Source organism: Galbibacter sp. L-19 (genome assembly GCF_056857615.1).
Genome location: NZ_JBSXNL010000057.1, coordinates 119,697 through 139,445 on the forward strand (window position 1 = coordinate 119,697; position 19,749 = coordinate 139,445).

Annotated in this window: 16 protein-coding genes; 4 read left to right on the forward strand and 12 right to left on the reverse strand. The window is 32.5% G+C overall.

What is annotated here, in order from left to right; all coding sequences use genetic code 11:
* Positions 1–27: 27 nt before the first annotated feature.
* Positions 28–2,241, reverse strand: coding sequence for a bifunctional alpha,alpha-trehalose-phosphate synthase (UDP-forming)/trehalose-phosphatase (locus AC13CQ_RS11055; protein ID WP_474506701.1), 2,214 nt, complete (start codon positions 2,239–2,241; stop codon positions 28–30).
* Between the two features lie 210 nt (positions 2,242–2,451).
* On the opposite strand from AC13CQ_RS11055, the gene AC13CQ_RS11060 reads away from it, so the two are divergent.
* Positions 2,452–4,260, forward strand: a complete 1,809-nt coding sequence (locus AC13CQ_RS11060; RefSeq protein ID WP_008615395.1) for a glycoside hydrolase family 15 protein — start codon at positions 2,452–2,454, stop codon at positions 4,258–4,260.
* A 155-nt stretch (positions 4,261–4,415) separates the two neighbouring features.
* On the opposite strand, the gene AC13CQ_RS11065 is transcribed toward AC13CQ_RS11060, so the two are convergent.
* The 5 genes from AC13CQ_RS11065 to AC13CQ_RS11085 all read right to left on the reverse strand — a co-directional run bounded on the left by AC13CQ_RS11065 (position 4,416) and on the right by AC13CQ_RS11085 (position 9,456).
* Positions 4,416–5,402, reverse strand: coding sequence for an amidohydrolase family protein (locus tag AC13CQ_RS11065; protein WP_474506702.1), 987 nt, complete (start codon positions 5,400–5,402; stop codon positions 4,416–4,418).
* A 4-nt stretch (positions 5,403–5,406) separates the two neighbouring features.
* The gene (locus AC13CQ_RS11070) at positions 5,407–6,225 is read right to left on the reverse strand and encodes a class II fructose-bisphosphate aldolase (protein WP_335587603.1); all 819 of its coding nucleotides are present in this window, start codon (positions 6,223–6,225) and stop codon (positions 5,407–5,409) included.
* Positions 6,226–6,230: 5 nt separating this feature from the next.
* Positions 6,231–7,175, reverse strand: a complete 945-nt coding sequence (locus AC13CQ_RS11075; protein WP_474506703.1) for a carbohydrate kinase family protein — start codon at positions 7,173–7,175, stop codon at positions 6,231–6,233.
* Positions 7,176–7,376: 201 nt separating this feature from the next.
* Positions 7,377–8,315, reverse strand: coding sequence for a 1-phosphofructokinase family hexose kinase (locus AC13CQ_RS11080; protein WP_474506704.1), 939 nt, complete (start codon positions 8,313–8,315; stop codon positions 7,377–7,379).
* A 4-nt stretch (positions 8,316–8,319) separates the two neighbouring features.
* Positions 8,320–9,456 (reverse strand): SIS domain-containing protein, encoded by a 1,137-nt coding sequence (locus tag AC13CQ_RS11085; RefSeq protein WP_337901278.1) that lies wholly within the window; start codon positions 9,454–9,456, stop codon positions 8,320–8,322.
* A gap of 297 nt (positions 9,457–9,753) precedes the next feature.
* Between AC13CQ_RS11085 and AC13CQ_RS11090 the strand changes: the two genes are divergently transcribed.
* The 3 genes from AC13CQ_RS11090 to AC13CQ_RS11100 all read left to right on the forward strand — a co-directional run bounded on the left by AC13CQ_RS11090 (position 9,754) and on the right by AC13CQ_RS11100 (position 15,769).
* Positions 9,754–12,678 carry a SusC/RagA family TonB-linked outer membrane protein gene (locus AC13CQ_RS11090; protein ID WP_474506705.1) on the forward strand — a complete coding sequence of 975 codons (2,925 nt, stop codon included), beginning with the start codon at positions 9,754–9,756 and terminating at the stop codon, positions 12,676–12,678.
* A gap of 18 nt (positions 12,679–12,696) precedes the next feature.
* Positions 12,697–14,355, forward strand: a complete 1,659-nt coding sequence (locus tag AC13CQ_RS11095; RefSeq protein WP_474506706.1) for a RagB/SusD family nutrient uptake outer membrane protein — start codon at positions 12,697–12,699, stop codon at positions 14,353–14,355.
* A gap of 76 nt (positions 14,356–14,431) precedes the next feature.
* A complete protein-coding gene (locus AC13CQ_RS11100; protein WP_474506707.1) occupies positions 14,432–15,769 on the forward strand; it encodes a DUF3472 domain-containing protein in 1,338 nt (445 codons plus the stop codon).
* Positions 15,770–15,841: 72 nt separating this feature from the next.
* On the opposite strand, the gene AC13CQ_RS11105 is transcribed toward AC13CQ_RS11100, so the two are convergent.
* The 6 genes from AC13CQ_RS11105 to AC13CQ_RS11130 all read right to left on the reverse strand — a co-directional run bounded on the left by AC13CQ_RS11105 (position 15,842) and on the right by AC13CQ_RS11130 (position 19,478).
* Positions 15,842–16,423, reverse strand: coding sequence for an NUDIX domain-containing protein (locus AC13CQ_RS11105; RefSeq protein ID WP_474506708.1), 582 nt, complete (start codon positions 16,421–16,423; stop codon positions 15,842–15,844).
* A gap of 131 nt (positions 16,424–16,554) precedes the next feature.
* On the reverse strand, positions 16,555–16,959 hold the full coding sequence (locus tag AC13CQ_RS11110) for a VOC family protein (protein ID WP_482882896.1): 405 nt from the start codon (positions 16,957–16,959) through the stop codon (positions 16,555–16,557).
* A gap of 56 nt (positions 16,960–17,015) precedes the next feature.
* Positions 17,016–18,191 carry a serine hydrolase gene (locus AC13CQ_RS11115; RefSeq protein WP_474507661.1) on the reverse strand — a complete coding sequence of 392 codons (1,176 nt, stop codon included), beginning with the start codon at positions 18,189–18,191 and terminating at the stop codon, positions 17,016–17,018.
* 105 nt (positions 18,192–18,296) lie between these two features.
* Positions 18,297–18,812, reverse strand: a complete 516-nt coding sequence (locus AC13CQ_RS11120) for a thioredoxin family protein (RefSeq protein ID WP_474506711.1) — start codon at positions 18,810–18,812, stop codon at positions 18,297–18,299.
* Positions 18,813–18,936: 124 nt separating this feature from the next.
* Positions 18,937–19,239 (reverse strand): type II toxin-antitoxin system RelE/ParE family toxin, encoded by a 303-nt coding sequence (locus AC13CQ_RS11125; RefSeq protein WP_008615361.1) that lies wholly within the window; start codon positions 19,237–19,239, stop codon positions 18,937–18,939.
* Positions 19,236–19,478: a type II toxin-antitoxin system ParD family antitoxin gene (locus tag AC13CQ_RS11130; protein WP_008615360.1), complete on the reverse strand. Its 243-nt coding sequence runs from the start codon at positions 19,476–19,478 to the stop codon at positions 19,236–19,238. The genes AC13CQ_RS11125 and AC13CQ_RS11130 overlap by 4 nt, the downstream gene beginning before the upstream one ends.
* Between the last annotated feature and the right edge of the window lie 271 nt (positions 19,479–19,749).

Here is a 19,749-nt window from a genome sequence, read left to right on the forward strand (position 1 = left end):
GCAAAAATGATATTTGGCATGACTATTTTATTGTGAATCAGCTATTTTGGAAATTAGAGTTCGTACTTCTTTTGTGTCTTTTACGTAATATTTAGCCTTTGTTTTTTTGAAACCTACTTTTACGGTATAAGAACCTTCTGGTACTTCTTCAAACATATATTCATCTGTCCAATCATCTCCAATTGTAAAAATAAAGTCATAATCTTTAGTAGATAATAATCTAGAAGCAGCACGTCCTTTATTAACACTACTACTTTTAATTTCAATTACTTTATTGCCCTTTAGAACGGTAAGGTCGTTGTTAGAAATAAGGCTGGTTAAGACTGTATTGAGCTCGATAGTTCTTATTTGTGCTAATTCTGGATCTGCTTTACGGTAATGCCATGCAAGGGAATATTTTTTTTCTTCAATAAATGTTCCAGGCGTTCTATCCACAAAAGTCTCAAGAATAGGTCTGATGTTTTCCATCCAATCGTTTTTTAAACGCTCAAGTGCTTCCCATTCTTTGGTACGTTTTCTTAGCCATACTCCATGGTCGGTAATAAGTGAGTAGTCTTTATTTCCAAACCATTTTTCAAAAGTTTCTTTATCTCTTCCACTTATAATTACCATATCGGTATTTGGCATTTCGTTTAGCCTATCTAGTAATTTAATAAGCGCTGCATCTGGACTCGCATTTTGCGGATTGTCTTGAAATCCAGCTAGCGTTCCATCATAATCTAATAAAATTAGTTTGCTTTTAGCCTTTTTGTAATCGCTAAGCATGCGTTCAACAAGTTTATCATTTAGTTTTTCAGAAACTATAACTTGCCCTAAATTTTTAGTGGCGTCTAGAGATTTCATAAATTCATGAGCCCATTTTTCAACACTATAACGCTCTAATCTTTTTTGCAAGATGGTATTTCGAGATATTTGTTCCTCAATTGGCATTTCAAGCGCTTGTTTTATAGCATCTGCAATTTGCTCAAAATTATTAGGATTAATCATCAAGGCTTCATTCATTTCTTTGGAAGCACCAGCCATCTCACTTAAAATTAAAACCCCATCTTTTTTGGTTCTGGTGGCTACGTATTCTTTAGCTACCAAATTCATTCCATCTCTAACAGGAGTAATTAAGGCTACATCTGAAGAGGTGTATAAATCTATCAAATTATCAAAAGGCATAGAGCGATAGAAATACCAAACTGGAGTCCAACTTACGGTTGCAAACTGCCCATTTATTCTCCCCACCAATTCATCGGTTTCCTTTTTTAATAATTGATATTGTGGCACATTAGATCTTGAAGGTACAGAGAGCATTATAAGCCGAACTTTTTCTTTGAATTCTGGATATTTATTCAGGAAATACTCAAATGCCCGAATTCTATTTGGGATTCCTTTGGTATAGTCTAATCTATCTATGGAAAGTATTAATTTAGTGTCTTCAGAAGCTTGTATATGGTCGTCTAAACGTTGCTGTAGTTCAGATTTATCGTTAGTGTTTAATTCGGTGTGGTTGATAGCAGCTTCATGGAATTTTTTATAATCAATTCCCATTGGGAAAGAGTCTACTTTTACAATTCTATCATGATAAATAATTTCATTGAATTTTACATCAAGTCTTAAAATTCTTTTTATCGAACTTAAAAAATGTCTTTCATAATCATACGTATGGAATCCAATTAAATCCGATCCCAGCATTCCAGTTAACAATTCTTCACGCCAAGGGAAAGTCCTAAAAATTTCATAAGAAGGAAATGGAATATGTAAAAAGAAACCAATAGAAACATCAGGTCTTTTGTCTTTTATAAGTTGGGGGAGTAATAATAGTTGGTAATCGTGCACCCAAACCTTATCTCCATCCTCTAAATTTTCAATAACAACATCTGCAAATTTCTGATTTACCCTTTTGTAAGACTCCCAAAAGTCTTTTTCAAACTCGGTATATTCCATAAAATAATGAAAAAGAGGCCAAAGAGTTCTGTTGCTAAACCCAAAATAATAGTTGTCAATATCATTTTGAGATAAATTAACCGATGCACAATTTTCTTTAACTACTGCTTTATCAACTTTTTTCTCAAGAGATTCGTTTAATTCTTCCTCAGTAAGTCCAGACCATCCAATCCATAAACCACCATCATCCTTATGCACAGATTTCATTCCAGTGGCAAGCCCACCAACACTAGGGGTTATTTCAAGTTCATCATTATTTAATTTTATTTGAAGTGGTAGTCGGTTGGAAACAATAATTGTTTTGCTCATAATTTTGGTTGCTGTTTTTTCTTTTTTTTTAAGTTGATTGTTTTTTAATATCCTTTTTATGAAAATAATATAAAATAAGCCCTTGAATTATGATAATCAAAATGACATAATTTATTTACTTTCATTTATGATTAGAATATTGGTTAACAAATAAGATTTTCGTTAATTTAAGGAATTATTAGTTTTTAAACGTTATAAAAAATATAATTAATGAATAATTTAGAATACGGAATCATAGGAAATTGCAGAAGCGCTGCATTAATTTCTAAAACGGGATACATCGATTGGTGCTGTTTGCCCGAATTTGATTCTTCTTCTGTATTCGCTAAACTTTTAGATGAAGAAATAGGAGGGAGTTTTGGTTTTAAGGTAGACAATTCATATACTATTTCTCAGGAATATTATAAAAATACAAGTGTTTTAGTAACACGTTTTTCTAATGGAGAGGATGCTTTTTCGGTATGGGATTTTATGCCTAGATATTACGAAGAAGATGGGGGATATAATTCCCCTCCAGATGTAATTCGCTATATAGAACACATTAGTGGAAACCCAAAAATGAGGGTTGATTATAATCCGAAGTTAGAGTATGCTTTAGGGGTAACAAATACCTATGTAAAAGATGATTTTATTGTTAGTTTAACCGATAAAGAAAAATTTGATACCCTTTTTCTATATACTAGTTACGACAAAGATAAAGTAGTAACAGGAGAGGAAATCTCAATTAATGGAGATGGGTATTTCTTGGTAGGATACAATGAGAAAATATTTGTACCAACTGTAAATAAGGCTTTTTTAGAATTATCTAGAACTAAAGTATATTGGTTAAATTGGTCTGAAAGAACTCCAACCTATAAAAAATACAATAAAGAAATTCTGAGAAGTGCTTTGACATTGAAAATGTTGAGCTATGATAAATCAGGAGCTGTTTTGGCTGCTGCTACAACTTCACTTCCAGAAACTATTGGAGAAGTTAGAAATTGGGATTATAGGTTCTGTTGGATTAGAGATGCTTCAATGGTTATAAAAGTAGTTTCTGAACTCGGACATAAAAATATGGCCAAACGTTTTCTTCAGTTTATTATCGATTTAATTCCAGATAAAGATGAGAAACTTCAGATTATGTACGGAATTAATAAGGAGAAAAGGTTAACCGAAGAAACTCTCGATCATTTAAGTGGTTATAAAGGCTCTAAACCTGTTAGAATTGGAAATGCTGCGTATGAGCAACGTCAAAATGATATCTATGGAATTTTAATGGATGTTATTTATGAGCAGTTTATGAAGTTTAGTACTCAAATTGAAAATAGTGAAGACCTTTGGACTATTACTAAAGGGATTGTTTGGGTTGTAAACAAACACTGGAAAGAAACAGATAAGGGGATTTGGGAATTTCGAACTGAAGAAAAGCATTTTACCTTTTCTAAAGTATTATGCTGGGTAGCAGTAGATAGAGCTTTAAGGGTAGCTAAAATGTTAAATAAAACCCGCAAAATTGAGAAATGGAGCGTTTTAGAACAAGAAATAAAAAATGATATCCATAACAATGCTTGGAATGAAGAAGTACAAGCCTTTACTCAGTTTTATGGGTCTAAAGATTTAGATGCTTCTGTTTTATTAATGGAGCCTTATGGTTTTATTAATGCAAATGATCCAAGATATGTAGGAACTGTAAAAGCAATAGAAAAAGAACTTAGCAACGATGGCTTGCTCTATAGATATAAAAATCAAGACGATTTTGGATTGCCTTCGTCATCTTTTACAATATGTACGTTTTGGTTTATTAATGCATTAAATAAAATAGGAGAGCACGAAAAAGCAGTAAAACTATTTGAACAATTACTGTCTTATAGCAATCATTTAGGTTTATTTAGTGAAGATATAGATTTTGAAACTAAGAGATTGTTAGGGAACTTCCCACAAGCTTATTCTCATTTAGCTTTAATAGAAACGGCTATTAACCTGTCTAATTACAAAACAGAGGAGGAGCAAATAATAGGAAATGTAAGGCAAGATTAACTGTTAAAACCATAAAAAGTGGCTATCTAAAAAGTAATTGGTAGTTGTCAAACTGAGCTTGTCGAAGTTTAAACAACCAACTCATAAAAGAATCCTTTGACAAGCTCAGGATAACATTTAGAGTTTAGATTCTTTCTAGATAGCCACTTTTTTATTTAAAAGCTGTAAGTTTTTATAGCATTATCTCTAAATATTTTTTGAAGAACGTTTTCAGGTAAATTTAAGCCTTCAAAAGTTCCTTTAAACTCTGGAGCACTTAATGTTTTGTCAGTTGCAAAAAAGTCCCAATGAGTATTCCAAAGTGTTTCAAATTTTTGGGTAAGTTGTTCATCATTCATGCTTCCATCGTCAATAACATCAGTTCCGTAGATAATTCGATCTTGATATTTAATAAAAAACTCTTTTACCTTTTCAAGGTTTTCTTTTGCTTGTAATTGGACATGGCAAATACGCTCCGCTAAATCGGTCATTGTATTTGGATAGGTGTCTAACCTTTTTGCTACTTCATCTATGCTCCATTCCATGCTAAACAAATGAAGCCCAACATATTTTAGTTGAGGGAATTTTTTTAGCACATTATCACGAGCCTCCATTTGCTTTTCATATGATGGATATTCAGGAAGTAAAAACATATGATATTCTGGATGTTCAGCAAAATAATTTCTATCAGAATCCACTGTCATTTTTTCTAACGGAAGCCAGCAGTTTTTAGGTTCCCCTTGGTGTCCAATAAGTAAGATATCATTAGCTACTAAGTATTGATAAATAGGGTCGAAGCGAGCATCATCTAACAAAACAAAGTTTCCATTTTTATCTTTTACTTCAGGATCCATTCCTATGTTTTTCCAAATTTTAACACCAACAGCGCCATTTGCCATTCCTGTTTTTATTTGGTTTAAAGCATGCGGAAGCCATTTGTCTGTATTCCAAAATTTAGTATCAAAACTAGTAATGAATTTACTTGTATTTGGATATTTTTCTTCCAAATCGTGAATCACCTGTTGTTGTTCCTCTAAAGAATCAAAAAACGGAATATTGGTATTAATCGATAAAAATGAAGCATTATATTTTTTAGCTAACTTCATTTTTGCTTCGGAGCGTGTATTTAAATGGACATGTGCATCAATGAATGGGTTTAGCATAGTTTTAGTTTTTTATCATTTCTAATTTAGTTTTCACCAAGTCGGTAACTTGATTGGTAGCCTTAGGGAAAACTTTTCTTAAGTCGATTTCTTCATTATTAGTAAGCTCCTTTTGAAGCGTTTTCATAAAGATATTTTTAATTTCTGTAGCTAAATTCACTTTGCAAATACCGTTGCTAATAGCTTTTTGCACTTGGTTGTGAGGAACTCCAGAACTTCCATGTAGTACTAAGGTTGCATTGGTAACTTCTTTAATGCTTTTTAAAAGTTCAATATCTAAATTAGGCTCTTCTTTATAGAATCCATGGGCTGTACCAATGGCAATTGCTAAAGCATCAACGCCAGTAGCGTCTACAAATTCTTTAGCTTCACTTGGTTGTGTAAAACCCTGTGTACCATGAGATTGACCTAATTTTGCTACATAACCCAATTCTGCTTCTACATGTGCATTGTATTTTTTAGCACGCTTTACTACCTCTTGAGTCATTTTTATATTGTCTTCAAAAGGGAGTTCACTTCCGTCAATCATAACAGAATCAAAGCCAGCATCAAGGCATTGTTGTACTAATTCTACAGAACCTCCGTGGTCTAAGTGAATCCATCCTTCAACACCAAACTGTTCTAAACCTGCTCTTCCGAGTTTTACAGCAGTGTCCAACCCCATATAATCTATGGAACTTTTGGTCAATTGTAAAATTATAGGTTCTTTTAATTCTGATGCTGCTTTTAAAACCCCGTGTAAGGTTTCTAAGTTATAGAAGTTTGTAGCGAGCAATCCTCTATGTTGACTGGTAAATACGGCTAATTTTTCTTTTAATAACATGACTTTTATAATTCAGAATTAAATATTGTTTTTACTTTTTCTTTGATGATATTTTGATTGACAAAGGCAGCTGTTCCTCCAGCAGCAGTTGTATTTAAAGCGCCCATTAAATTTCCTGCACGAAGACATTCTGCCAAGGGTACTTTTTCAATGAATTTTTTTATAAAACCACTATTGAAAGAGTCTCCAGCTCCAATAGAATCCACATAGGTAGGATTATGAAAAGCTTCGGTAGTAGTTCTTTTTTTATTTTGAATAGCAATACTGCCTTTTTCTCCCATCTTGACTACAATAATATTTGCACTTTTCTCAATATGTTGTATTGCAGTATCCAGTGTTTCTTGTTTTGTTAGAGCCAATAATTCCTGCTCATTCGGCATAAAAATATCAACATAAGGGAGGCATGCTTCAAAATTAAAATCCCATTTATTTTCTGGATCCCATTGCAGGTCAAGAGAAGTTGTTAACCCACATTCTTTTGCTTTTTTAAAGATTTTGGTAATGTCTTTTCGGATACCTTTCTGAATAAAAAAATTGGATAAATGAAAATGTTTGAATTCTGACAATGTGTCCCATGGAATTAAATCAAAAGTTAATGCTTCCATAGCTCCGCAATAGGTTACATTTGCTCTATCTTGATCGTAATTCATTACAATAGTGATTCCAGATTGTAAGGCACTATTTTTTGTGATGAATTCCGTATGTACGTTTTTCTTTTTTAATTCCGAGGTAATAAAATCTCCATAGTTATCGTTCCCAACTACGCCGCAAAAAGAAGTTGAAATTCCCATTGTAGCTGCATTTGCAGCCATAATAGCCGATGAACTCCCAAGTGTGAGATTCATATTATTAGCTATAATTTCTGTTCCTATTTTTGGAAAACCTTCAATGTTATTTAATATTAAATCAACATTGAGCTCTCCAACAACTATTAATTCTTTATAAGACATAATTCAATTCTTTTATTCAATAATTGAGATTTGAATCCCTCATTGAGGGCTTTATTCCCCAGAGCCTGTTCTGAGTATATCGAGGTGTTCTACGTCGAAATGGATTAAATCATCTTTTCTTTGAATACCTCGTAGACTTTGCCTTGAGGTAGTTGATTATTTTGATATTTACTTTTGTGGCCATTTTTTCAGTTTCTCCTTCTAATTATTCATAAGCTTATTTTCAAGAGGTGTTACTATTACTTTTGGCAGTAGCTTGTTTACATCTTCAATTTTAAGCATTCCTAAGTCTTCATTTAAACAATTGGCTGCTCCACATGCAACGCCATACCTGGCAATATCTTCCATGTTGAGGTTTTTTTCAACTGCATAAGTAATTCCTGCGGTAAGGCAGTCGCCACTACCAACGGTACTTAGCACCTTATCAATGGTTACATTTGCATGGATTAATTTTCCTTGGTAGTATAACCATAAACCTTCTTTTCCTTTTGTTATAGCGATAAGTTCTACCTTTACGCTTAACTTTTTTATAATAGACGGAATTGAATCTTCTTTATATATAGATTTTAACTCGTCTTCATTAATATGGAGGCCAAAAAATGATTGTTGTAATGCATTTTTTAGTTGTTTTCCTGAGCAATCAATAATTACTTTTTTTTGCTGATGATTACAAATTTCAATCAACAAATTATAAGCATTTTCTGGAGCTCCTTTAGGCCACGATCCAGAGATGCATACTAGAGAATGTTTGGAAACCGATTGTTGAAATGCTGTTGTAAATAACTCCCAATCTGTTTCTTTAAATTTTGGTCCTGGCTCTAAAAGTTCAGTATTGTTAAAAGCAGCTAGCGAGGATCTAAACGTATAACATTTTCTGTTCTGTCCATCATCAAGTGTTATTCCATCAACGTCTATATTTTTAGTGCTGCAAGCAGTTTTGATCCATTGTCCTGTTGTCCCTGCCCAGTTTCCAAAAAGTGTGGTTGCCATATTAAGCTCCTTTAATGCAAAGGCAACATGCGTAGCTTTTCCTCCAGGATACTCTTTTAATGCTAATATCCTATTTGCTTTTTTAGCTTCTATATTTTCTAGCCAAGCATAGGTGTCTATAGATGGATTTGGACAAACAGTTAAGATCATTTCATTATTTTTTGTAAATATTAACTCCTTGAACCACTCTGTTAATAGCTCCAGAAACCGAAGGGTTGTCTGGGTTTAAGCCTAAGTTTAGCGATTTGTGCAACCCTAAAAGCTGACCTATTAATGTAACAGGAATTAGTTGTAATATATTGTTGTTAACCGCTTGAAAAGGAATTCTAGTAGAATTTTCAATAGTTATATCATTGAAGCCTCCAACCAAAATAGACTGAATATTTCTAGGATCTTTAGCGATGTCTTCCACTAAATCCTTTTCATATTTAAAGGCGTGCTCATCTTCAGAAAATAAATATACAAGCAGTGTGTTTGCGTTAACCACAGCTCTTGGTCCATGTCTAAAACCTAAAAACGAATCGAATTTACAAATAACCTTACCGTCAGTTAATTCTTGTAATTTTAAATGAGATTCTCTCGCAATACCTAATTTCTCTCCAGAACCTAAAAATACGACTCTTTCAAAGGCTCTTTCTGCTATTTTAGAAAAAATTTCTTGATTTTTTATAATAGTAGTAGCCTGTTTACATATAGTTTCTAGAACTTGTTCTTTTTTGTCTATGTTTTTAATGTCTGAAACTAATATAGCGGTAAGAAGCATACAGGTAAAACTACTTGTCATTGCTAAACTTTTATCATTAGTTTCTTCTGGTAAAATAATACTATAACATGGACTTTTTGTTTCCTTATTGTAATTGGCTAATTCTCCATTTTTATTACAAGTAATAATTAAGTGGTGAACATTATTACAATATTTATCTGCTAAGGAAACTGCTTCTAGACTTTCTGGGCTATTACCAGATCTTGCAAAAGAAATTAATAAGGTAGGAGTGTCTTTTATAAAGAAAAAATCTGGATGCGTAACAAGGTCTGTGGTAGCAATAGGTTGCGTTAACTGGTTGGTTTGCTTTTGAATGATGCTTTGAGCTGCCTCTCCAATAAATGCTGAAGAACCTGCACCAGTTACAATTATTCTAAGATTATTGATATCTAAAATAGGTTGTAAATAATTAGAGATGTCTTCTTTATTTTTTTTCAGTAGAAGAAAAGTCTCTAACCATAATCTAGGCTGTGCATTAATTTCTTGAACCGTATAAAGATCTTGACAGCTTTCAGTATTATTATTCATCTTTTTCATATTTATATAGTGAAGACTAATAGTCATCTTACGCAAATTAAAAGAAAATAATTCGAAAATAAAAATTATCATATAAGCTTTTTATTTTCGTTTTATATGTTTTTTTATAATTTTAAAATCAATTCGAAAGTTAAATGTTTATTATTTTTTGTTTAATTGTGAGAAATTTATAAATTGCGGTGGAAATGAAAGTTTTTGTTATGTGTATGTTTATTTAAAAGTTGTGTAACATTACTTTTTTAACAAGAATTTGAGTTTAACATAAATTACTAACCTAATTTTTTAATAATGAAGAAACATTTATTTGTAAGTTTTATTACGGTTTTGTGTTGTATGGTTTCTTTTGCGCAAGAAAAAACTGTTTCAGGAACAGTGACAGATGCGGAGACTGGTATGCCAATTCCTGGCGCAAACGTAATGGTGCAGAACACAACCAAAGGTGCTGTCACCGATTTTGATGGGAATTACTCTATTTCTGTAGAGGAAGGAGTAAAATTGCTTTTTACTTATATTGGATATAAAGAAAAAGAGGTTGTTATTGGAGCGGCTAATACTGTAAATGTTAGTATGGAAATTTCAGCTTCAGAATTAGATGAGGTTGTAGTTGTGGCTTATGGAACACAAAAGAAGGAAGAAGTTACAGCATCGGTTTCTACAATTGACTCTGAAGAATTAACAGACGTAACTTCCACCGATGTATCTACTATGTTACAAGGTAAAGTTTCTGGGGTACAAGTAATCCAAGGTTCTGGGCAACCAGGGTCTGTACCAGATGTTCGGATACGTGGAATCTCTTCTATTGATGGACGTGTAAGTCCGTTATGGGTGGTAGATGGAGTTATTATGCATGGTACACCAAACTTAAATCCAAATGAAATTGAAACTTTATCTGTTTTAAAAGATGCTTCGGCTACATCTTTGTATGGTTCTCGTGGAGCAAATGGAGTAGTGGTTGTAACTACAAAACAAGCCAAAGTTGGTAGAAGTGAATTAACGGTATCAACAAAAACAGGTTTTTCAAACTTTAATCAAGGGAATTTTGAATTGATGAATTCTCAACAGATGTACGATAATTATCAACAATTTGGAGATACTTTTAATCAAGCTGATAATCCATGGTATAACCCAAGTTTGTTGGAGAAAGATTATGATTGGATAGATAATGGTACCCAAACTGGAATTGTTCAGGATCATAATTTAATATTTACTGCTGGAACAGAAAAAACTAAAACATATATTTCTTTAGGATATTATGATGAAACAGGATCTATTAAGGGATATGAATTTGATAAATTAAGTTTTAGGATAAATCATGATTATAAAGTAGGAGAGCGTTTAACATTGAAGCCTAAAGTTGGACTGAACTACAATACAGTAGAAAATCAGCAACACTCTTTGTATGCTATGCTTACCTATATGCCATGGGATTCTCCTTATGATGAAGAGGGGAATATTATAAACCCACAAGAGAATGGGACTGGTTGGATTGGGAGAGATAACTCTAACTATTTATATGATTTGCAGTGGAATTATAGTGAAAATCAAGAGTTTAATTTGTATACAAACTTTGATTTTGAATATAAAATTACTGATCATTTAAAATTCATCTCAACAAACAGTTATACAATGTTTAGATATGATAGTAAATCATATCAAGATCCAAAATCAAATGCTGGTTTGGCGGTTAATGGTAGTTTAAGTCAATATACTTCTAGAAGAATAACAAGATTTACCAACCAGATGTTAAAGTATAGTAACCTATGGGGAGACCATAGTTTTACAGCTTTGGCTGCATATGAATATAATGATTATGTATTTGATAGCTTTTCTGCTGCAGGACAAGGAATTGTTGCTGGTACAGAAATTTTAGACAATGCAGCTAGTCCACAAACTGTTGGTGGAGGTAAAAACGAATACGCATTGCAATCTATGTTATTAAATACAAACTATGGTTACGATAATAGATATTTAGTGCAATTATCTATTAGACGGGATGGGGCTTCAAACTTTGGAGAGAATAATCAATATGGTATTTTTTATTCAGCAAGTGCTGGGTGGAATGTACATAATGAAGATTTTTTTAATGTAGAAGCTATTAATGAGCTTAAGCTAAGAGCTAGTTATGGTGCTGTTGGAAATAGACCTAGTTCTTTATATCCACAATACGATTTGTTTAGCTTGAGTAATACATATAATGGAGTGCCTGTAACTACGCCTTCTCAATTAGGGAATGAAGATGTTGCTTGGGAAAAATCTTTTCAAACAAACTTTGGATTTGATTTTAGAATATTTGACAGAATAGGATTAACGTTTGATTACTATATTAAAGATACTTCTGATTTATTGTATTTTGTGAAAATACCTGATGTTACTGGATATAGTGGATATTGGGAAAATATTGGAGGAGTTAAAAACACTGGTTTTGAAGCTTTTATAGATGCAGATGTAATTCGTAATGAAGATTTCTTATGGGCTTTAAACTTTAATATTGGTATTAATAATAATGAAGTTACTGAGCTTTTTGAAGGAGAGCCAATAATAAATGGAAATAAAAGATTAAATGAAGGGCAAGATATTAATACTTGGTATATGCGTAAGTGGGCTGGTGTAGATTCTGCAAATGGAGATCCACTATGGGAGGTTGTAGATGAAACTACAGGTGAAGTAACTACAACAAATAATTGGAATGATGCTACACAGCAAGAAGTAGGAGCTTCTACACCAGATTATTATGGTGGTTTTGGTACTGTATTTAATTATAAAGGGCTTTCGTTATCGGCAAACTTTGCTTTTTCAAAAGGGAATTTAATTTATAACTCAAGTAGAGAATTGTACGATGCAGATGGGGCTTATCCAACATATAACCAACAGATTTTAGCAGATGGATGGAGTCGTTGGGAGCAGCCAGGAGATGTTGCTACGCATCCTAAATTGATAAATGGTGGAAATAATTTATCAAATAAAGTATCTTCTCGTTACTTAGAAGACGGTAGTTATTTGAGAATGAGAAATGTTAGATTGGGGTATACATTACCTTCAGATTGGGTACAGAATATCGGGATGAGTAATTTCAATATCTATCTTTCTGGGGATAATTTATGGACAACATCAGATTTTTCAGGGATGGATCCAGAAGTAGGGGTGAATGGGAATTATAGTTCTTTGTATCCTGTTTCACAGAGACTTACTTTAGGTTTATCGATATCCTTTTAATCATTAAAATCAAAAGAAATGAAAAAAATACTATATATCATATTAGCAGCAGCCTCTATAACTTCATGTGAACTTGACAGGTTTCCATATGATTCGGTTGCTTCAGATGAATTATTTGAAGGAGAAGGCGGATTAGAAGCCGCAACTGGAGGATCCTATTCCTTATTAAAAGGAAATGGAGATGGAGGAGGTTTTGCTCCACAATTACATAGAATAGCAGAGTTCTCTAGTGATAATGTTTCTTTAAGTGGAACCACAACAGATGCTTTATTCTACACATACAACTATAATAATATTACTACCAGTGGTAGGATTAACGACTTATGGAGTTCGGCTTACAAAGCGATTGTAGGATGTAATAAAGTGATTGAACTTTCTACGGAAGGGGAAGCTGCTGAGTCAGATCAATTAATAGGAGAGAATTACTATTTAAGAGCATATGCGTTTTTTGAGTTGGTAAATGTATTTGGGAAACCATATTATCAAGGAGCTTCAAACTTAGGTGTGCCTTTAAAGTTAACTTCTGATATTACAGATATTCCAGACAGAAATACCGTAGGAGAAGTTTACAATCAAGTAGTGGAAGATTTATTGAAGGCAGAATCTTTAATGAGCATTAATAAAACAAATGCATATGCTACTAAAGAGGCGGCACAAGCTTTATTGTCTAGAGTTTATTTGTATATGGGAGAAAATGATAAATCTATTAAGTATGCAGATAAAGTAATAAACTCTGGAAGGTATAGTTTGTTGCCAACAACAGAATTAGGAAAATATTTCCAAAAAACACCTGAAGATAATACAGAAACTATTTTTTGTTTTCGTTTTGTAGAAGAAGCAGATTATAATAATAGTGGAGCTCCAGGATGGTATACTGTAGGGTCTCTTTATGCTAACATTCAAGGAACTGGATGGGGAGAAATGTATGCTTCAAAATCGTACTTAAATTTAATAAATGAAAATCCAGAAGATGCGAGAAAAGAATTTATCGATCCGCAGTACGAATTGGATGATGACGGAAACAAAATACCAGCTGTTTATTGGGTAAATGATAATTATACTTACCAATTTAGAAGAACCACCGAAGAGAATGGGAAAATTTACTTTACTCAAGATGAAAGTAAAGTAGAAGTTATGACTGAGGATAATGGAGGGGAAACATTGTATTATTTTAATAATGCAGGTACAAAAACATATGTAACATACGATTTCGATATGTTTAAAAGAAATGGTTTTCCAAAATTTTATATTCTAAAAGCTTCTTTACAAGAAAATGTACCTCATTTATGGTCGCCAGTAGTTTCTAGATTAGCTGAAATGTATTTAAATAAAGCTGAAGCTTATGCTGAAATGGGAGATGAAACAAATGCACTTGCTAATGTAAATGTTATTAGAGAGCGTGCAGGGGTGTCAACTTATGATGATGCTACCGATTTTCCAGTAGGGAAAGACTTAATTGATGTTGTGTCAGATGAGCGTAGATTGGAATTTGCTTATGAAGGGCATAGAAAGTTTGATGTGTTTAGAAATGCTGAGACGCTAGATAGAAGATATCCAGGGACTCATTTAAGTGGAAGTAATCCTTATTATGAAGTGTTGCCAACAGATAATAGAGTGATTGAATATATTCCACAAAACCAAATTAATACACAGCCTACATTAATCCAAAACGATTAATTTAATTGTTGAGTTTAGATAATACTGAATGCTTTTTTGTAAATATCGCTAAAAGCATTCAGTTAACTTTTTTTAAATGAAGAAAAAAAATACATATTTATCAGTTTTAATAACCATTTGCTCGGTTATACTTTTTAGTTGTAACACGGATGGAGAAACCAAAGAAGTTATAATAGAAGAAGCTATTAATCCGCCAAGTATTATTCTTGCTAAGGGAAATAGTTGGGTTGTTGGAGATATTGCTAGTAATGAAGAAATTATTACAGAAGATGGAATTCGTAATTGGAAGGATTTAGATACAAAAATTCGTACGTATTTTAAGGTAAATACTTCGGGACAAATAAAAGTAAGTCTTAAAGCACAAGCCGTAGAAGGTTCTTCTGTAGTAACTATTGCATTGGGAGATCAGCAGAAAGAGGTGGAAATCTCCAATACCGATTTTCAAACTCTTGAAGCTGGGATGTTTTCTGTAGAAAAGGCAGGGTGCTATTTTTTAGAAATACAAGGGAAGTCTAATACTGGAGAAACTATTGCAGATATAGATAGTTTTACGTTAGAAGGTTCTGCATTAAATGAAGGTATTACTTATGTAAAAGAAGACTTTTATTGGGGTAGAAGAGGACCATCTGTCCACTTAAACTATATAGCTCCAGAAGGAAAAGACATTGTGTGGTTTTATAATGAAATTACAGTACCAGAAGGAGACGATACTTTAGGTTCATATTTTATGGCGAATGGTTTTGCTGAAGGATACTTTGGGATGCAGGTGAATTCTTCAACAGAGCGACGAATTTTATTTTCAGTTTGGAGTCCATATGAAACGCAAAATCCTGATGAAATTCCAGACGATTATAAAATTATTCTTTTAGGAAAAGGAGAAGGAGTCACCACAGGAGAATTTGGAAACGAAGGTTCTGGTGGACAAAGTTATAAAGTGTTTAATTGGAAAGCGGGGCAGACGTATAAGTTTTTACTTAAAGGGAGTCCATCTACCAATAATTCTACCGATTATACAGCTTATTTCTTTGACCCTACTGAAGGGAGTTGGAATTTGATTGCTAGTTTTAGAAGACCGCACACAAGTACTTATTTAAAAAGACAGCATTCTTTTTTAGAAAATTTTATTACCCAAACAGGAAATATAAGTCGTATGGGAGTATATGGAAACCAATGGGTGTATGATACCGAAGGAGAGTGGCATGAATTAACCGAAGCTAAATTTACAGCAGATGCTACAGCAAAAAAAGGATCTAGAGTTGATTATGCTGGTGGAGCTAAAGGCAATACTTTTTATATGAAAAATTGTGGCTTTTTTGATGATATGACAGAAATGAATACCATGCATACTAGAACGCCAAACGGAAAAGCTCCTGAAATAGATTTTGCATTACTACCAAAGGGTAGTTTGAAATAAAAATTTCAATTTGTTAAATTGATAGTTAGTTTGTTGTTAAAGCATTGTTAGTTCCTGCTAACAATGCTTTTTTTATATAATACCATGTAGTCTAGCGTATTGAATTAACATAATGGTCTTTGCATCTTTTATTTCACCATTCTTTACCATGCTTTCTACATCTGTAAAAGAGGTTTCAAAAACTTCAATATCCTCATGTTCGCTATCGAGTCCGCCGCCTTCATGTGCTTTCATATTGGCGTTGTATTTTCCAATGTAGAGGTGTAGCTTTTCTGTAACAGCACCAGGAGATGGATATATTTCGAACACTTTTTGTACTTCAGAAATTTTATATCCAGTCTCTTCGTCGGTTTCTCTGATGATAGATATTTCGGGATCTTCATTTTCAATAATTCCAGCAGGAACTTCAATCATCATCCCGCTTTCATTACCATTTAAATAAGTTGGCATTCTAAATTGTCTAGTTAAAACAATATTTTTTGTTTCGGGATTGTATAGTAAAATAGCAGCTCCATTTCCACGGTCGTATACCTCTCTACTAACTTTTTCCCATTCGCCTTTTTTGTTTTTAAACTGAAAATCAATTTTTTTTAACAGGTACCAATTATCCGAAAGAATGCTTTCTTTTTCTATTTTTATTTGATTGTTCTTCATTTTCAAATCCCTCATTGAGCGTTTTATTTCCCAGAGCTTGTTCTGAGTATATCGAAGTGTTCTACGTCGAGATGTATTAAATTATTTTTCCTTTGAATACCTCGTAGGCTTGCCTCGAGGGAGTTGATTTTTTAGTTCTCATTAACTTCAATCCAATATCCATTTGGGTCTTTTAAATAAACTTGTCTAACCCCATCTGGACGTGTATTGGTTGTATTTGCTTCGCCAGGCCAATTTTCAAAATAGACATTATTTTCTTTTAAATGTTCTATAAAAGCATCTAAATTTTTAGTGTGTAAGGCAAAATGAAGCCCTTTTACGTCTGGTACTTTATGGTTTTTATCTTCAATAACATGAAGTGAAGAGTTTCCGCCTAAAGAAAACCAGCGAATATGCGATTTTTCAGTTTTGTTTTCAATTTCTTTAAGTCCAATAATGTTTAAATAAAAATTGGAACTTTCGGTAAGGTCTTTAACTAAAATAGCATTGTGGTCGAAGGTTAATTCAAATTCTTGAGCAGCTGCTTTTGTATTCATAAAAAATAAAATTGTAATAAATAATAAAAATGTTTTTGTAGTTTTCATTTTGGTTGTTAGTTAGTTAATGTTTGAGTTTTATAAAATTGACGTCCTAATTCAGCAAGAAAAGGGATGCCAACTTTATCGTATTCATAAATACCATCGTTGTAAATTTGATTTTTATTTACATGAATGGTGGCGGTAATAATAAATTCAATGTTGTTTTTTGTATCGTGTATATAAGAGCAATCGGTAAGATAACCATATGCAAATCCAACTTTATTATATATTTTTAGAGAGTCTGGAATGTCTTCTTTTTTATCTCCATACATAAAGAATTTCACATAACTATCGTAATATTCTTCTGAGTCATAACCTTGATTTTTTGGTAGTGTAGATATAGATTTTAAAAGGAATTCTCTGTCAGATGCAGCTAAATTAAACTGCTCTTCAGGAGAAAAATTCTCTGGAAAAATAATTCGTTTCATAATGTTATGAAGTGTACTTACAGGAAGATAATTTTTTAAGCAAAAATCCATAGGCTCATTTATAATGGAATCGTTTTCCATATAACCTTTTCCTTTCTTTAAATTTTCAATTTTTAGAGTGTCAATAGGGGTATTTATGCTTCCTACAATTTCTGTAAGGGTATCTTTTGTGATGAAAATAAGCGGTTTATTCTCAATTTCATAGGCATTGTCGGTAGCTAAACGATGATTTATTTGAACGTTTGTTAATCCTTTTTCTTTGAGAGTTTTGTTGATATAATCTTTTCCTAAATATTCAAAAAGTCGGTTATAGGCTTCATTATCGCTAACCGCAAATATTTTATTTATTTCATCTTTAAAAGTTGTCTCCACCGAATCTCCCTCTATATAAAAAGGAGTATTTATAGTAAAACGCTTGTCTTTATTAAGTTTTTCTAGTGCTAAAACAGCTATTGGTAATTTTACTGAGCTTGCAGGATAAAAATAATTGGAATCGTTTACATGGAATTTATAATCTTTAAAAGTAACGTTGTTATGGTTCCTTTTAATTTCAGTAAACATAATTTGTACTTCATAATCAGCAGCACTGTCAAGAACTCTTTTTAAAAGCGGATTGTTAGCTTCCAAAACCCTTTCCATAGGGCTAATAGGACTAACATTCTCAATAGTTACTTTTTTTATTTGATCATCCTTTTTTTCTTTACATGAAGTAAAAAAGAAAGTAATTATTGAAAAAATAAATAGCTTGATTAAAAGTTTCATCTGTTAATATTTATTGTTTCTCAAGGGGGAGATGTAACGCCTTTTACTATCCTATCGGTTGATTTTCAAGTTTGTTAATGGACAATTCATAGTTTGGTGTTTGGGTTAGCTTTTATTACTATCGTCATATTCTTTCCAACTTTTATCTTTATAAATATCATCTCCAAAATATTTAGCAATCATTAAAAACCCATCTGGTTTTTGATATCCAGGAACTGGAGAAAGAATTTCTTCATTTTCATTTAAAAAAATAACGGTTGGGAAACTCAATTTCCCTTTCAACAAAGCGGCGGCCAACTCATGGTAACCGCGGTTTCCTTGTGGAATATATTTAAAGGTTTTGTTTTTGTAAACAATAGCTTCCTTTCCTTCAGCATCCATTTTTATCATATAAAAATTCTCCTGCATATATTTGGCTACTTTTGGATTGTTAAAGGTGTCTTTATCCATTTTTTTACACCATCCACACCAATCGGTATAGACATCTACAAAAAGCTTTTTCGGATTTTTATCCGTGTTTACCTTTTCTATGGCTTCACTCCACGTTAGCCATTCAATTTCTTGGGCTTGTGTAGTTATTGTAAATAAAAAAGTGAAAAGGATAAATATATATTGTTTCATGTTTTTGTTTTTTAAGAAGCTATATGTTGTGCTTAGCTGAGATTTCTTTTCGTGAAAATTAGTTAGAATTTTCAAAAGTATGCAAGAACAAGCAATTACTTATAGTATTATTGTGAGTAATTTTTTATTTCAGTCGTTTTTTAATATCCATTCTCTGATGTAAAATTCTAACGATTTCAACAATCTCACTTTCGACTTTTCTGTAAAAAATAAGATGCGATTTGATTTTCGCTATTCGATAGTTTTTTCGAGTTTGTTCTGCGGACTTACCATTCAAGTAATTATCTGCTATAAAATCAATCTCTCCAATTATTAGTTCGTAATATCTGTCGGCTTGTTCTTTAGACCATTTATGAAAAGTATATACCCAAATATCATTTAAGTCATCAATCGCTTGTTTACTTATTCGATACTTGTTTTTACTCATGAGTGTTGGCGATGTAATTCAGTTAGATTTTGTTTTGCGTCAAAATTTTCAACAAATTCGCTGCTTTCCCCAACTTCGAGAGCCTTAATCAATTCTCTTTCTTTTTTTTCTTCATGTTCTAACAAGCGTAATGCGGAACGAATAACTTCGCTAGCTGAACCATACCTACCAGAATTCACTTCTTCTCTGATAAAATCCTCAAAATGATTTCCAAGCGATATTGATGTGTTTTTCCCCATTTTCGACTATAAATTTATATAAATATACCAAACCTTGGTAACGTAGGCAAATAGCTTAAAACCTCCAAATAATCACTTTACTACAAGCGTTTATGGTTGGGTTAATTCAGGAAGAGTAAATATAGCAAAATATCAATGTAGAAGAGTGTTAATGTATTCAGTAAAAAAAAGCTCGGCAAATTTTGCCGAGCTTTAATCCCTTCTTAGAGGGTTTGTTTCTCTAACGCTCTGCGTCGAAATACGTTTAAATTATTTTTTGAATACCTTGGAG